The sequence below is a fragment of the Novosphingobium sp. BL-S-20 genome (assembly GCF_055521635.1).
Genome location: NZ_CM145494.1, coordinates 144,595 through 159,981 on the forward strand (window position 1 = coordinate 144,595; position 15,387 = coordinate 159,981).

A 15,387-nucleotide genomic window follows, 5' to 3' on the forward strand; every position below is an offset into this window, starting at 1 on the left:
GGAAGGCCGGTTTTAGAACCGGCCTTTACAGCGCAACGATCAGAACGGCCCCCATGCCACTGGCATGGGGGCCGTTCCTTTATGCCTCTCCGGCAACTCCATCATCTCCGGTATCTTCATTAATGCGGGAGACGAGAATCTTGTCGATCTTGAGGCCATCCATGTCGACGACCTCGAAACGCCAGCCACGGTCGGTGAAGTACTCGCCCTCGCGCGGGACTTTCCGGAGCGCGGCGAGAATGTAGCCTGCGACGGTCGCATATTCGCGGTCGTCGGGTAGAGTCATGCCGAGGCGGTCGGCCAGCGCGTCTGCGGGCATCGCGCCCGAGACCAGCAGCGAGCCATCCTCGCGCTCCACCACCATCGGTTCGTCGCCCTCGTCCTGATGGCCGACGAACGTACCGGCCAGCGCCGCCAGCATGTCCGAAGTGGTGACGAGGCCTTCGAGGTGGCCGTATTCGTCATGGACCATCGCCATCGTCACTTCCGCCTGCTGAAGCTTGCGCAGGGCGTCCATGGCATCGAGCTGGTCGGGAATGACTTCGGCCTTCTTCATCATCGCGGCGATCTCCACCGGACGCCCGGCGACGAGCGCGGCGAGAACCTCGCGGACCTTGAGAATGCCGACGATATTGTCGGGCGAACCTTCCTCGGCGACAGGCAGCATCGAATGCGGCGAGGACTCGATCTTGGCGCGCAGGGCTTCCTCGTCGGCGCTGACGTCGATCCAGTCGATCTGGTTGCGCGGCGTCATCAGTTCGCGCACCGGCCGTTCGGCCAGACGCATGACGCCGGTCATCATCGCGCGCTCTTCTTCCTCGATCACGCCGGAGCGGGTCGCTTCGGCGAAGATCATCTGCAGTTCCTCGGAGGTCAGCTGTTCCTGCCCGCCGCCGCGAATCGAGAAGAGGCGTAGGATCAGCGCCGAGGACTTGTCGAGCAGCCAGACGAAAGGCGCCATGATCCGCGCCAGCCAGGCCATCGGCCGGGCCATGACGATCGCCACCGGCTCGGCCATGCGCAGGGCAAGCTGCTTGGGGACGAGTTCGCCGACGACGAGGCTGGCGAAAGTGGTGGCGATGATGACCAGCGTGAAGCCTGCCTCTCCGGCAAAGCGTGCAGGCACGCCCAGCGCCGCCAGCCGGTCACCCACCGGCTGGCCGAGGCTGGCGCCCGAATAGGCACCGGCTATGATGCCGATCAGGGTGATGCCGATCTGCACGGTGCTGAGGAACTTGCCGGGATCGGCCGCCAGCTCCAGCGCGGTGCGGGCACCGCCGCTGCCTTTTTCGGCGGAGACCCGGAGCCGGGCCGCGCGCGCGGACACGATGGCCAGCTCGGACATGGAGAACAGGCCGTTGATCAGGATCAGGCCGGCGATGATGAAGAGGTCGATCCAGGGGAATGGTGTCACAGTAACCTGGCGGTAGCAGAATTTCCCGCAAGTGCGAAGGGAACCTGCGAACACGGTTTGGACAGAAACGACGTAAGAGTCTGTTTGAAAATTCGCTGAAGGCGAATTTTGCGGCACCGGCCCGCGCCCCCACCCTACCACCCAACGGTAGTATCCTGCGGGTGGTAGGGTGGGGGCGCGGGCCGGTGCCGCTCTGAAAATGCCCCTGAGGGCATTTTCCAAACACTCCACTAACCGACCGCTCCGGGAACAGATGGGGGCAGCAATCGTTTCGCCGGGATCAGCCATCTGCTATTCATGTCCACTACCACACAGACACCGTGGAAGTATTTCTGAACAGGAGGGAAGACCATGAAGAAATCACGCCTGATGACCTCCGCCCTTGCCGCGCTCTCGCTTGTCGCGGTCTCTGCCTGCGTCACCGATCCGAACACCGGTGAGCGCAAGGTTTCGCGCACCGCCATCGGCGGCGGCGCCGGTGCGGGTCTCGGCTACCTTCTGGGCAGCGTGATCGGCGGCAAGACCGCCCGTATCGTCGGCGCCGGTATCGGCGGCGTGGCGGGCGGCGTCGTCGGCTACCAGATGGACAAGCAGATCAAGGAACTGAAGGAAGACACCGCCGGTTCGGGCATCGACGTCACCCAGGAAGGCGACGGCATCCTGCTGAACCTGCCGGACGTGACGTTTGCCGTCGATTCGACCGAGATCAGCCCCTCGTTCCAAGCCGCGCTCGACAATGTCGCGCAGAGCATGACCAAGTATCCGGACAGCCTGATCGACGTCTACGGCCACACCGATTCGACCGGATCGGATGCCTACAACCTCGACTTGTCCAAGCGTCGCGCCGATTCGGTGGCCCGCTACCTCATCATGCGCGGCGTTTCCTCGGCGCGCATCCAGACGCAGGGCATGGGCAAGAACTATCCGGTGGCGGACAACACCACCGCCGAAGGCCGCGCCAAGAATCGCCGTGTCGAAATCAAGATCACGCCGGTCACAAAGGACGAGGCTGCCGCCGCGCACTGATTGTAAAAAAGTGTTTCCGCTGGGAAGCGGGATCGGGAAAGGGGTCGGCCTTCGGGTCCGGCCCCTTTTTTTTATATCACGCCGAATAGCGCTCTGCCCGATCCGCCAGACGCGCGACCGCCGCATCGTGGATCGCAGGCGAACTTACCAGCACGCCGAAAGCGCGCGGGTCGTGCTTGTTGTAGTTGAGCGGCATGCCGAAAGCGTCGGTCACGGCAGCCCCGGCCTCGCGGGCGATCAGCCCGGCGGCGGCGATGTCCCATTCGTAGCCCCAGCGCAGGGTCGCCAGGAGGTCCGCCTCGTCCGTCGCGACCATCGCCATGCGCAGCGCTATCGAATTCGGCTGCTCCACCAGCACAAGATCGGCATCTTCCGGGGCCAGTTTCTTCGCCGGAACCCGCGCACCTGCCAGATTCTCGCGGAGACTCGCCCGCAGCGGTTGACCGTTGCGCCAGCTTCCCTTGCCCGCCTCGCCGTACCAGAACTCGCCCCCGGCCTCGCGTGCCCGCGCCGGAGCGTGGAGCAGGCCGATCAGCGGCCGCCGCGTATTGACCAGCGCGACCGAGACGGCCCAGCCGGTGCGTCCGGCGATGAAATCGCGCGTGCCGTCGATCGGATCGACCAGCCAGACCAGTTCGTGATCCTGACGCGCCGGGGAATCCGCAGTTTCTTCCGAAAGCCATCCGGCCGAGGGCAGAAGGCTGGAGAGTTCCTGCTTGAGGAAGGAGTCGACCGCGATATCGGCGGCGCTCACCGGGCTGCCGGGGATTTTTTCCCAGTGTTCACAGGGGTTCCCATCCCCCGGCCAGTCGGCCATGGCGATCCGTCCGGCCTCGCGGACGATATGTTCCAGTCTGTCGCGATCGATCATGCGCGAGTCGTTCTCATTATTCCGGCGATCCGATGGACCGCGCGATCCCATTGCGCAGGGAACGGGACTTTTCAAGCGGGCAGGGATGTGCTTATGCGGCCGGGATCAAGTTCGGGGCTACCCACGCCTTTCCACGGACACTCCAGCAGAAAGCGATTTCAGCGATGAACATTCACGAATACCAGGCGAAGGAACTGCTTGCGAAGTTCGGCGTCGGCATCCCTGCCGGCATTGCAGCCCTCACCGTCGAGGAAGCGGTTGCCGCCGCCAAGCAGCTCCCCGGACCGCTCTATGTCGTGAAGGCCCAGATCCACGCCGGCGGGCGCGGCAAGGGCAAGTTCAAGGAACTCCCCGCTGACGCCAAGGGCGGCGTGCGCCTCGCCAAGTCGGTTGAGGAAGTCGAAGCTTTCGCCAAGGAAATGCTCGGCAACACCCTCGTCACCGTGCAGACCGGTGAAGCCGGCAAGCAGGTGAACCGCCTCTACGTGACCGACGGCGTCGACATCGCTGAGGAATACTACCTGTCGATGGTCGTCGATCGCGCTTCGAGCCGCGTCGCCATGATCGTGTCGACCGAAGGCGGCATGGACATCGAGGATGTTGCCCACAACACCCCCGAGAAGATCACCACCGTCACCATCGACACCGCCGCAGGCTTCCAGGCCCACCACGGCCGCGCCGTTGCTTTCGCCCTCAAGCTGACCGGCGAACTCAACAAGCAGGCGCAGAAGATCGCCAAGCAGCTCTACGAAGCCTTCGTGGCGCTTGACTGCGACATGCTCGAAATCAACCCGCTCGTCGAAACCAAGGACGGCAACCTGCTCGTCCTCGACACCAAGATGAGCTTCGATTCGAACGCTCTGTATCGTCACCCCGACGTGCAGGCCCTGCGCGACGAAACCGAAGAAGATCCGGCGGAAGTCGAAGCGTCGAAGTACGACCTGGCCTACATCAAGCTCGATGGCGACATCGGCTGCATGGTCAACGGTGCCGGTCTTGCCATGGCGACGATGGACATCATCAAGCTGAACGGTTCGTTCCCGGCCAACTTCCTTGACGTTGGCGGCGGCGCCACCAAGGAAAAGGTGACCGCGGCGTTTAAGATCATCCTGCGCGATCCCAACGTGAAGGGCATCCTCGTCAACATCTTCGGCGGTATCATGAAGTGCGACGTCATCGCTGACGGCATCGTTGCCGCCGCGAAGGAAGTGAACCTCTCGGTTCCGCTCGTCGTTCGCCTCGAAGGCACCAACGTCCAGCAGGGCAAGGACATCCTGGCCAATTCCGGCCTGCCGATCGTCCCCGCCAACGACCTGGGCGATGCCGCCAAGAAGATCGTGGCAGAGGTCAAGAGCGTCGCCGCCTGATAGGCGCCGTTTCTTGGGTCTCACGCGATCCCGTATCGGATAATGCAACGGCGGGGGTCTTCCGGACCCCCGCCGTTCGCATTTGGAGAACGGGTGAAGTGGGCCTTTGCGGCGTCATAGTAATTCTCGGCCCCAGCTGCTGCCGGAGCGATGCGCATGTCCGCGAATTCGCGATATGGCACGCGCTGTGATCCCACTCCGGGCTCATCTCGCCGCCGGCAGGTCTTGACGTATACGTCAATTGCCTATTAGGCGGGCCTTGAGTGGATTTAATCGAGCGGCTAAACAGGCCGCGCCTGAAACTGAAGAGGACCCGATCCAATGAAGATCCTCGTGCCCGTGAAGCGGGTGATCGACTACAACGTAAAGCCGCGCGTGAAGGCGGATGGCACGGGTGTTGACCTGGCCAACGTCAAGATGAGCATGAACCCGTTCGACGAGATCGCAGTCGAAGAAGCCATCCGCATCAAGGAAGCGGGCAAGGCTGAAGAGATCGTCGCCGTCTCGGTCGGCCCGGCCAAGGCGCAGGACACGCTGCGCACCGCACTCGCCATGGGCGCCGACCGCGCGATCCTGATCGAGACCGACGCCGAGGTTGAACCGCTGGCCGTCGCCAAGATCCTCAAGGCGATCGTCGCCGAAGAGAATCCCGGCCTCGTGATCCTTGGCAAGCAGGCCATCGACGACGACTCGAACCAGACCGGCCAGATGCTCGCCGCGCTGCTCGGCCGCCCGCAGGGCACGTTCGCCAGCAAGGTCGAGATCGACGGTGATCACGTTGCCGTGACCCGTGAAGTCGATGGCGGTCTGGAGACCGTGAAGCTGGCACTGCCCGCGATCGTCACCACCGACCTGCGCCTCAACGAACCGCGCTACGCTTCGCTGCCGAACATCATGAAGGCGAAGAAGAAGCAGCTCGATGTGAAGACCGCCGCCGATTACGGCGTCGACATCGCCCCGCGCCTCAAGACCCTCAAGGTCTCGGAGCCGCCGGTGCGTGTCGCAGGCGTCAAGGTTGCCGACGTCGATGCGCTGGTAGCCAAGCTCAAGGAACTGGGAGTCGCCTGATGAAGACGCTTGTTTGGGTCGAACACGACAACGCGTCGGTCAAGGACGCGACGCTCCACACGGTTACCGCTGCCGCCAAGCTGGGTGAAGTTCACCTGCTTGTCGCAGGGTCTGGCTGCCGCGCCGCTGCCGAAGCCGCTGCGAAGATCGCCGGCGTCGCCAAGGTCCACCTGGCCGACAACGCCGCCTACGAACACGCGCTGGCCGAAAACGTCGCGCCGCTGATCGTGGAGCTGATGGGCCACCACGACGCGTTCCTGGCGCCTGCCACGACCACCGGCAAGAACGTCGCCCCGCGCGTCGCCGCGCTGCTCGACGTGATGCAGCTGTCGGACATCCTCTCGGTCGAGGGCGAGAAGACCTTCACGCGTCCGATCTACGCCGGCAACGCCATCGCCACCGTCGAATCGAGCGATGCCAAGCTGGTCATCACCGTGCGCGGCACCGCCTTCGAGAAGGCCGCTGCCGAGGGCGGTTCGGCGGCGATCGAAGACGTCGCCGGAGCCGGTGACGCGGGCCTCTCCAGCTTCGTGGGCGCCGAAATCGCCAAGTCGGAACGCCCGGAACTGACGAGCGCCAAGGTGATCGTCTCGGGTGGCCGCGCGCTGAAGGATGCCGAAACGTTCGAAGCCACCATCCTCCCGCTCGCCGACAAGCTCGGCGCCGCCGTCGGCGCCTCGCGCGCGGCTGTGGACGCAGGTTATGTGCCGAACGACTATCAGGTCGGCCAGACCGGCAAGATCGTCGCTCCGGAAGTCTACATCGCGGTCGGTATCTCGGGCGCGATCCAGCACCTTGCGGGCATGAAGGATTCGAAGACCATCATCGCCATCAACAAGGACGAGGACGCCCCGATCTTCCAGGTGGCGGACGTCGGCCTGGTCGCGGACCTGTTCACGGCTGTGCCGGAGCTTACCGGCAAGCTCTGAGCGGTTAAGAAGTTGAAAATCATGGGAACCCCGGTCAGAGATGGCCGGGGTTTCTTGTAATTGCTTCGCGCATTTCGGGGGTACAGAGAATGATCGTTCGGTGTGTCGTGGGAGCAGCGGCGGGCGTGGTTGCCATCTTGCAACCGATCGAGGCTGCCGCGATTCAACAGATGACGCTCAAGCCGATGTCGCCATGGAGCATCGAACAATCCGAGAATACCTGCCGTCTGGTCCGGACATTCGGAACCGCCGAAGATCCTTACCTGCTTCGTATGCGGGCTGATGCTCCTGGATATCAATTCGACATCACTTTGGCCGGTTCGCAGGTTTCGGCATTCCAGAATGCCAGGGAGAGGTCGATCAGCTACGGAGCGGGGGCCGCGCTCCCTTTCGCTCCCATGATAAGGGGGACGTTCAAGACATATGGAGCCGTCATCGTCTTTTCGAACGAGATGGCTGAAAAGCGGCGCGCGTTCGACGATGAAACCGAGCAGCCTTATCCGAACACGCCGCTGGAAGCGGGCATAGATCGTATCAATCTCACGGCGTCCAACAAGAATCTGGTGCTGGAAACCGGCTCTATCGCTCCTGCCATGGAAGCGATGCGCAAGTGTATGGACGGAGTCGTGCAAGGCTGGGGCCTGGACCCGGCAATTCAGTCAACGCTGTCCCGCCGTGTGCAGCCCCTGAATAGGGATGCCGTTTACTCTCTGATCGCCGCCGATGATCCGCCACCCGCAGTCCGCGCCTTGGGGGGAATAGCGCGTGTCCATATGCGGGTGATGGTGGATGCGGCAGGCAATCCTGTCGACTGCAGGACTTGGCCGACCGATCAGGTGCCCGATTTCAAGGTAGGCGCTTGCGAGATCATGCTCAAGAACGCTCGTTACGCACCGGCTCTCGATGCAAACGGTGTTGCTGTGCCCTCCTATTTCGTCACTACGGTCGTCTACAGGGTGTTCTGACCCAATTCCAAACCCGGCTGGAAATGGGGGCTATCGATATTTGGCAGGCGTCAGGTCGCGCCGCGTTCGAACAGGTTTACGATTGCCGGATTGTCGACTTCGCCAAGGTCGTGGCTGCCATAGCGGACGAAGCCCAGCGCCAATGCTACCCGTTCCGAGGCTAGGTTGCCGCTGTCGATCATGCAGGCGATGCGGCGTTGGCCGTGGACATGATCGAACCATTCCAGCGCAGCCCGCATGACTTCCTTGGCAAGGCCCTGGCCCCAGTGGTCCTGACGGACGATCCAGCCCGCTTCGGCCACGTCGTCCATGCCTTTGCCGAAGCCGCGCCAGGAGTGGAACACGCCGCAGTTGGCGACGATCTCGCTCCCGCCGCGCAGGCGCACCGGGAAGGTGCCGTAGCCGCGCAAGGCCCAGCACCCGGCATTGCGTTCGAGGCGTTCGTAGACGGGTTTCGCTTCCGAGCTGGCGTTCCCGAGGAAGCGGCGGGTCTCCTCGTCGGCGAGCAGGCGGATCATGCCGTCCAGGTCGCTCGCCCGCGGCTTCCACAGTTCGAAGCGCTCGGTGACGAGGACCGGGCCTTCCAGCGTCGCTACGCTCACAGGAACCGGTCCACGACGTGGATGCAGACGCCGAACAGGCCGCCGACCAGGGTGCCGTTGATGCGGATGAACTGGAGGTCGCGGCCGACCGCGCCCTCGATGCGATCCGTCACGGTGCGCGCGTCCCAGCGCTTCACGGTTTCCGACACCAGCCTCACGATTTCCCCCCCATAGCGCGAGACGACGCCGACCAGCGTGCGCCGCGCGAAGCGATTGACCATGTACTGTAGGCGGGGGTCTTCACCGAGCGCCAGCCCCAATTGCGCGAGGCTTTCGCCCAGCGCGCCGGAGAGCGCCTTGTCGGGATTGCGCACGGCCTTGAGCAGGGCGCTGCGGGTGCGCTCCCAGGTGCTGTCGAGCCAGGCGCCGACGGCGGGGTTTTCGAGCAGTTCGGTCTTGATCCGCTCGACCTTGGTCTGGGTCTCGGGACGGTTGCGCAGGTCGTCTGCGAGGCGGGTGAGGGCTTCGTCGATCCGGGCGCGCAAGGGGTGGTCCGGCTGGACGATCACTTCGGCGAGCAGGCGATAGGCGCCGTCGAGCACGCCATTGGCGAGTCGTTCGTCGAGGCCGGTCCAGCGCATGATCGAGTTGGCGCGCTGGTGGATCATGTCGCGGATCAGCGTCTCGTTGGCCTCGATCGCCTCGCCGATCTTGCGCAGCACGCTTTCCAGCAGCGGCAGGTGGCGGCGGTCGGCGATGGCGTTGGAGAGCATCTGGCCGAGCAGGGGAGCGGCCTCGACTTTCTCGATCTGGCGGCGCAGGCCGGTCTTGACCATGCCGCCCATCTGTTCGGGATCGAGCGATTCCAGCACGTCGCCCAGCAGGTTCGCAGCGCCCGCGCGGATGCGCGACTGTTCCTCGCGCGCGGGGTTGGCCAGGAAGCCCCCGGCGGCGGCGGCGAGGTTGAATCCCCGCAAGCGGCGGGCGACGACCTGGGGGGTGAGGAAATTGTCCCGCAGGAAGGTCGCCATCGAATCGGCGATGCGGTCCTTGTTGTCGGGGATGATCGCGGTGTGCGGGATCGGCAGGCCGAGCGGGTGGCGGAACAGCGCGGTCACCGCGAACCAGTCGGCAAGGCCGCCGACCATGGCCGCTTCGGTGAAGGCGATGGCGTAGCCCAGCGGGCCGCTCCATTCGGGATGGAGCACCGAGACCCGGCGGAGGACGACGAAGGCTGCCGCCATGAACAGCAGCAGCCCGGTCGCGAAGATCCGCATGCGTCTGGCCCGATCGCTCACGACCGGGCCGGACCGGAAAAAGTCTTGCCGTACCACGGGGATGCTACGCTTGAAGGCCGGCAATGTTCCTCCCGAGGATTATTCGGCTGCGATCGGCTGCGGCACGGCAGCCGGGCCATGCTCGCTGTGACCATGGGCGTGATGCGGTTCATAGGTCAACAGCTTGCGGCGCAGCCACGGGCCGAGGCGCTTCTCGAAACCATCCGCGAGGCTGAAGGCAGCCGGGACAATCACCAGGGTCAGCGCGGTCGAGAGCAGCAGGCCGCCGATCACGGTGATGCCCATCGGCGCGCGCCAGGCGGCGTCGCCCGAGAGCGAGATCGCGGTCGGCACCATGCCCGCCGTCATCGCGACCGTGGTCATGATGATCGGCTGCGCGCGCTTGTGCCCGGCGTCCATGATTGCGGTGAGCTTGTCGACGCCCTTTTCCATCTCCTCGATGGCGAAGTCTATCAGCAGGATCGAGTTCTTGGCGACGATGCCCAGCAGCATCAGGATGCCGATATAGACCGGCATCGAGATCGGCTGGCCGACGATCACCAGCGCCAGCAGTCCGCCCAGCGGCGCCAGCAGCAGCGAGGCCATGTTGACCAGCGGCGAGACGAAGCGGCGGTAGAGCAGCACCAGCACCGCGAAGACCAGGAAAATGCCGCTGATCACCGCGACGACGAAGCTGTTGACCATCTCCGCCTGCCACTTGTCCTCGCCGACGGGGGCGTTGGACACGCCGGTCGGCAGGCTCTTCATGATCGGCAGGTTCTGGATCTGCTCCATGATCGGGCCCTTGATCTGCCCGGTGCCGAGGTCGGCGCCGACGAAGATGCGGCGCGACTGGTTGTAGCGCTGGATCTGGGTCGGTCCCGCTCCGAAGCGGATTTCGGCGACGCGCTTGAGCGGCACCGAGCCGCCGCTGGCAGTCGTCACCGGCAGGTTCTCGATCGTCGAGTAGTCCCGGCGCGAGGCACGGGCGAGGATCACGCGGATCGGCACCTGGCGGTCGCTGAGCGAGAACTTGGCGGCGTTCTGGTCGATCTCGCCCAGGGTGGCGATGCGGATCGTCTGGCTGAGCGCGGCGGTCGTCACGCCGAGCTGGGCGGCGAGGTCGAGGCGCGGCACCACGACCAGTTCGGGGCGCTGGAGGTCGGCGGCGATGCGCGGGGCGACGACGCCCGGAATCGTGCGCATCTGGTCGGCCAGCGTCTGGGCAGTCTTCTTGAGCAGTTCGGAATCGCTGCCTGAGAGCATGACCGAAATGTCGCGGCCGCTGCCGAAGCCGCCCGACTGGGTGGCGAAAGTCACGCGGGCATCGGAGATGTCCTGAAGCTGCGGGGCCAGGCGCCGCTCGAACTCGATGCTCGTCGCCTTGCGCTCGTCGGCGGGCTTGAGGGCGATGTAGAGCGATCCCTTGCCCTCGCGCGAGGCGGCCAGGATATGGCGCACTTCGGGCTGGGCTTCCAGCAGGCGCGTCACCTTGTCGGCCACGGCGGCGGTCTGCTCGATCGTGGTGCCGGGCACCATTTCGATATTGACGGTGCTGGTATCGTTGTTGGTGTTCGGCTGGAACTGCGAGGGCAGGCCGGCGAGCAGGGCGAACGTCAGCACCAGGGCATAGATGCCCGCGCAGAACGCATAGAAGCGGTGGTCGCGCATCCGCGCCGCGACGCGGTCGGAGAAGTAGCGATACCAGTCGCCGAAGTGGCCCATGGCGCCCAGCAGCAGCTTCAGCACCTTGCCCAGCGCGAAGACGACTGCGGGGATCGCAAGCGGGGCGACGACCGCCGCCAGCACCAGCGCCGCCCGGTCTAGACCGATCTTGGCCAGCAGGGCCTTGGAGCCCATGAACAGGAACGAGGCGGCGGTGAGACCTGCGCCGAGGATGCCGAGGACCGCCACGATCGCGACGAGGTAATACCACCAGCGTGCAGGCGCCTTGACGAGGCGGGCCTTGAGCCGGTGCGCCTCGCTGGAATCGAGCGTCCAGGCCAGGATCTTCATGTAGAAGTCCATGGCCTTGCCGCCGCCATGCTCGGCATGGCCGTGGGCTTTCAGGAAGTAGGCGGCGACCATCGGCGTGATCAGGCGCGCAACGGCAAGGCTCATCAGCACGGCCGCGACGACGGTCAGGCCGAAGGCCTTGAAGAACTGACCCGGAATGCCCGGCATCATGCCCACCGGCAGGAACACCGCGACGATCGAGAAGGTCGTGGCGACGACCGCGAGGCCGATCTCGTCCGCCGCGTCGATCGAGGCCTGATAGGCCGATTTGCCCATGCGCATGTGGCGCACGATGTTCTCGATCTCGACGATGGCGTCATCGACCAGCACACCCGCCACCAGGCTGAGCGCCAGCAGCGAGAGGAAGTTCAGCGTGAAGCCGAGCAGGTCCATGAACCAGAAGGTCGGGATCGCCGAAAGCGGGATGGCGAGGGCGGAGATCATCGTCGCGCGCCAGTCGCGCAGGAACAGGTAGACGATGACGATGGCCAGCACCGCACCTTCGACCAGCGCTTCCATCGAACTGGTATACTGCCCCTTGGTGTAGTCCACGTCGGAGAACAGGCGGGTGATGTGGATGTTCGGGTTATCCTTGCGGATCTTCTCCAGCGCCTTTTCGGCGCCGTCGTAGACCGCGACGTCGGAAGCCCCGAGCGCGCGGGTGAAGCCGAAGGTCACGACCTCGCGGCCGCGCAGCTTGGCGATGCGGGTCTGTTCGGAATAGCCGTCGTAGACTTTGGCGATGTCCGAGAGCTTGACCTGCCGTCCGCCGCCGACGTTGATGCGCGTCTGCGAGAGATGGTAGGCGTCCTGGGCATTGCCGAGCACGCGCACGGACTGGCGCGATCCGGCGATTTCCGCCTGGCCACCGGCCGCGTCGGTGTTCACCTGGCGCAGCACGGCGTTGATGTCGTTGGCGGTGAGGCCGAGCGCGATCAGGCGCTCGGGATCGACGACGACGCGAATCTCGCGGTCGACGCCGCCGTTGCGCTCCACCGAGGCGAGGCCCTGGATCGAGAGCAGGGTCTTGGAAATCGTGTCGTCGACGAACCAGCTGAGCTGCTCCATCGTCATGTCGTCGGCGCTGACCGCGTAATAGGCCAGATTGTCGCCGTTGGCCTCGATCTTGGTGACCATCGGTTCCAGGATGCCGTCGGGCAGCTGGCCGCGAATCTGGTCGACTGCGTTCTTGACCTGGTTGGTGGCGACATCGGGATTGGTGCCGACCGAGAAGAACACCAGCGTGGTCGAGGTGCCTTCGGAGGCTGTCGACTGGATTTCCTCGATGCCGGGCACCGAGCGCACGGCACCTTCGACGATCTGGGTGATCTGCGTCTCGATCTCGGTCGGGGCGGCGCCCGGCTGCGAGATCATGACGTGAACGCCGGGGAATTCGACGTCCGGCATGTTGTTCACGTCCATGCGCATGAACGAGACCACGCCGGCGATCATCACGCCGATGAAGAAGACGATCGGGATGATCGGATTGCGGATCGACCAGGCCGAGATGTTGCGGAGGCTCATCGGGTTCTATCCGCTCAGTCGGCCGCTTTGGTCAGCCGGGGCTTGACCTTGTCGCCGTCGTTGAGGAACCCGCCTGCGCGCAGGACGACCTTTTCGCTGCCGTCGAGGCCCGACTTCACGGTGATGCCGCGTGCCGTGACCAGCCCGGTCTGCACCGCGCGGCGATGGACGACGTCCTTGGCGTCGACGACATAGACGAACGAACCCTTGTCGTCGTTCTGGATCGCCGATTCCGGCAGGACCGGGGCCACCGTCTGGCCGCTGTTGATCACCGCGCTGGCGAAGCCGCCGGGACGCAGCGCGTCGTTGTAGGCAAGCGCGATGCGGGCAATGCCCTGGCGGTTGGTGGCGTCGATCACCGGGGCGACCTGCCAGACCTGGCCGGTGAAGCTCTCGTTGCCGCCGGTGGGCGTCACTTTCGCTTCCACGCCGACGTGCAGGCGGGCGAGGTCGTCCTCGCTGAGCTGGGCGAGCAGTTCCATCTCGCCGCCCTTGGCGAGGCGGAACAGCACGGAACTGCCGCCACCGACCACCTGGCCAAGCTCGACATTGCGTTCGAGCACGAGGCCGGCGGCCGGGGCGACGATGTTGAGGCGGGCGGTCTGGGCCTGAAGCTGGCCCAGCGTGGCGCGCGCGACCTTGACCTGGGCAACGGCGGAATCGCGCGTGGCGGTCAGGCGGTCGACATCGGCGGCGGAGATGAAGCCGCGATCGACCAGCTTGAGCGCGCGGTCGAGATTGGCCTGGGCAAGGCGGGCGTCGGCCTGGGCCACGGCGATCTGCGCCGACTGGCCGGCCTGCTGCTGCGACTGGACCGAACGGTCGATCACCGCGAGGACCTGGCCCTGCGAGACCCAGTCGCCCGGCTCGACGAGCACGGCGCGCACCTGGCCGCCTTCGCCGACCGAGCCGACCGGCATCGGGCGACGCGCCGCCAGCGAGCCGGTGGCGGTGATCGCACCCTCGACCGAGGCACGGCCGGGCACGACGACGGTGACGGCGGGCATCTGGATGTCGGTGGCACCGGCCGGCTTGGCTTCTCCGCCGCCGCGCACGGCGAACCAGATGCCGGTGGCCAGCACGATCGCGGCGACGATGGCTATCAGCCACCAGCGACGTGATCCGCCGCCCTGCTCATCGGCGTCATCGAGCGGATTGCCGCCCTGATCCGCGCCCAAGGACGAACTTCCCATGGTTGCATTGCCCAAGGTTGCACCGCTGGCCGCCAAACCCTCGTTCTCCGTCACGTCGATCCTGCTGTCGTAATTCATCGTGTCACCGCAAAAATGCGATTGCCCCCAATCCCCGATGCCTGGCCCGGGAACCGGATTTCGCGATCCTCTCGGTCGCTCCGGGTGGCGGGAAGGCACGATCTGCCGCTGGAGCGCGGACGCATCGATCCGCACCGCTGCAACGGCCAATTTCCTGCGAAAGGACATATACCTGCGACGGACGGGTGGCAATCAGCAGTCGTTCTGGCGCCGACCGTGATCGACCAGCGTCGAGGACAGTATCCGTCGCTCGGCTCAAGGCTATCTTGCGAGAATAGCGGGAGGATATACGAAAAGCGGCGACGAACCCGAGGTTCGCCGCCGCTTGTCAGTCCTTGCGGACGGAATAGGCAGTGTGCTCAATACTTCTGCTGGCGCTCGTAGAGGTCGCGGTAATGCTGGATGCGCGTGACGCGCAGGCCCTGCATGCCCGAACGGTCCACGGCGCGCTGCCAGGATGCGAATTCCTCCAGCGTCAGCTGGTAGCGATCGCAGACTTCGTCGATCGACAGCAGCCCACCGTTTACGGCCGCCACGACTTCTGCCTTGCGGCGCACGACCCAGCGCGTGGTGTTCGCCGGGGGCAGCGAATCAAGCGTCAACGGTTCGCCGAGCGGCCCGATTACCTGGGCAGGACGGATTTTCTGGTTTTCGATCATCATCACCCTCGTACGCCGGTGCTGGGATTGCCGGCGACGGACAGGACATTGGCCTGCGCTGGCTTGCGATTGCCTGAAGCATTTGGGTTAACAGGTATTGAGACTGGGGCATACGTATGAATCACATATGCCGCCGAACCTGCAAAACTGCCGAAGCGGTGAAGTCTTGCCGAAGCGGAAGTATCGTCGAAAGCCGCGCGCAGATCGTGCGCGGCAAAGAGCCGGGAACGCAAGGAAAACCAGTCCATCGCGGAGAGGGCCGGTATGAACTCCTCGCCGGTGCGACCCGACGCATGTCCCGCTTTGCAGGTTTCATGATCATGAGCGATGTTCATGCGGACCGTTTGTAACGGCGCTTGGTCAAGGGAGAGTAAAGGCCGAATTTACCTTTTGTTAACATTTGTTAACGGCATCCCGGCTATCCCCCTTAACGCGTCGAGACGCTGGTCCTGTTGCCG

13 protein-coding genes are annotated in these 15,387 nt (G+C 64.8%); 5 read left to right on the plus strand and 8 right to left on the minus strand.

Annotated elements, in window-relative coordinates:
• Positions 1 to 79 precede the first annotated feature (79 nt).
• On the minus strand, positions 80 to 1,414 hold the full coding sequence (locus ACZ1II_RS08385; RefSeq protein ID WP_465147263.1) for a hemolysin family protein: 1,335 nt from the start codon (positions 1,412 to 1,414) through the stop codon (positions 80 to 82).
• Between the two features lie 351 nt (positions 1,415 to 1,765).
• On the opposite strand from ACZ1II_RS08385, the gene ACZ1II_RS08390 reads away from it, so the two are divergent.
• Positions 1,766 to 2,440 (plus strand): YiaD family glycine zipper/OmpA-like lipoprotein, encoded by a 675-nt coding sequence (locus ACZ1II_RS08390; protein WP_465146012.1) that lies wholly within the window; start codon positions 1,766 to 1,768, stop codon positions 2,438 to 2,440.
• 76 nt (positions 2,441 to 2,516) lie between these two features.
• On the opposite strand, the gene ACZ1II_RS08395 is transcribed toward ACZ1II_RS08390, so the two are convergent.
• Positions 2,517 to 3,311, minus strand: coding sequence for a 3'(2'),5'-bisphosphate nucleotidase CysQ (locus ACZ1II_RS08395; protein WP_465146013.1), 795 nt, complete (start codon positions 3,309 to 3,311; stop codon positions 2,517 to 2,519).
• Positions 3,312 to 3,475: 164 nt separating this feature from the next.
• Here ACZ1II_RS08395 and sucC point away from each other — a divergent pair, with 164 nt between their 5' ends.
• From sucC to ACZ1II_RS08415, 4 genes are all read left to right on the plus strand, one after another.
• A complete protein-coding gene (sucC, locus tag ACZ1II_RS08400) occupies positions 3,476 to 4,678 on the plus strand; it encodes an ADP-forming succinate--CoA ligase subunit beta (protein ID WP_465146014.1) in 1,203 nt (400 codons plus the stop codon).
• Between the two features lie 321 nt (positions 4,679 to 4,999).
• A complete protein-coding gene (locus tag ACZ1II_RS08405; protein WP_465136703.1) occupies positions 5,000 to 5,746 on the plus strand; it encodes an electron transfer flavoprotein subunit beta/FixA family protein in 747 nt (248 codons plus the stop codon).
• Positions 5,746 to 6,675, plus strand: a complete 930-nt coding sequence (locus ACZ1II_RS08410) for an electron transfer flavoprotein subunit alpha/FixB family protein (RefSeq protein WP_465146015.1) — start codon at positions 5,746 to 5,748, stop codon at positions 6,673 to 6,675. The genes ACZ1II_RS08405 and ACZ1II_RS08410 overlap by 1 nt, the downstream gene beginning before the upstream one ends.
• A 125-nt stretch (positions 6,676 to 6,800) precedes the next feature.
• A complete protein-coding gene (locus tag ACZ1II_RS08415) occupies positions 6,801 to 7,640 on the plus strand; it encodes a hypothetical protein (protein ID WP_465146016.1) in 840 nt (279 codons plus the stop codon).
• A 50-nt stretch (positions 7,641 to 7,690) separates the two neighbouring features.
• Here ACZ1II_RS08415 and ACZ1II_RS08420 read toward each other — a convergent pair whose 3' ends face one another.
• From ACZ1II_RS08420 to ACZ1II_RS08445, 6 genes are all read right to left on the minus strand, one after another.
• Positions 7,691 to 8,242, minus strand: a complete 552-nt coding sequence (locus ACZ1II_RS08420) for a GNAT family N-acetyltransferase (protein ID WP_465146017.1) — start codon at positions 8,240 to 8,242, stop codon at positions 7,691 to 7,693.
• A complete protein-coding gene (locus ACZ1II_RS08425) occupies positions 8,239 to 9,459 on the minus strand; it encodes a DUF445 domain-containing protein (protein WP_465146018.1) in 1,221 nt (406 codons plus the stop codon). The genes ACZ1II_RS08420 and ACZ1II_RS08425 overlap by 4 nt, the downstream gene beginning before the upstream one ends.
• 99 nt (positions 9,460 to 9,558) lie before the next feature.
• Positions 9,559 to 12,999, minus strand: coding sequence for an efflux RND transporter permease subunit (locus ACZ1II_RS08430; RefSeq protein ID WP_465146019.1), 3,441 nt, complete (start codon positions 12,997 to 12,999; stop codon positions 9,559 to 9,561).
• Positions 13,000 to 13,013: 14 nt separating this feature from the next.
• The gene (locus ACZ1II_RS08435; RefSeq protein WP_465146020.1) at positions 13,014 to 14,270 is read right to left on the minus strand and encodes an efflux RND transporter periplasmic adaptor subunit; all 1,257 of its coding nucleotides are present in this window, start codon (positions 14,268 to 14,270) and stop codon (positions 13,014 to 13,016) included.
• Positions 14,271 to 14,629: 359 nt separating this feature from the next.
• On the minus strand, positions 14,630 to 14,929 hold the full coding sequence (gene sciP, locus ACZ1II_RS08440; protein ID WP_465147264.1) for a CtrA inhibitor SciP: 300 nt from the start codon (positions 14,927 to 14,929) through the stop codon (positions 14,630 to 14,632).
• Between the two features lie 2 nt (positions 14,930 to 14,931).
• Entirely contained in the window at positions 14,932 to 15,264 is a 333-nt protein-coding gene (locus ACZ1II_RS08445; RefSeq protein WP_465146021.1) for a hypothetical protein, read from the minus strand.
• Positions 15,265 to 15,387: the final 123 nt, after the last annotated feature.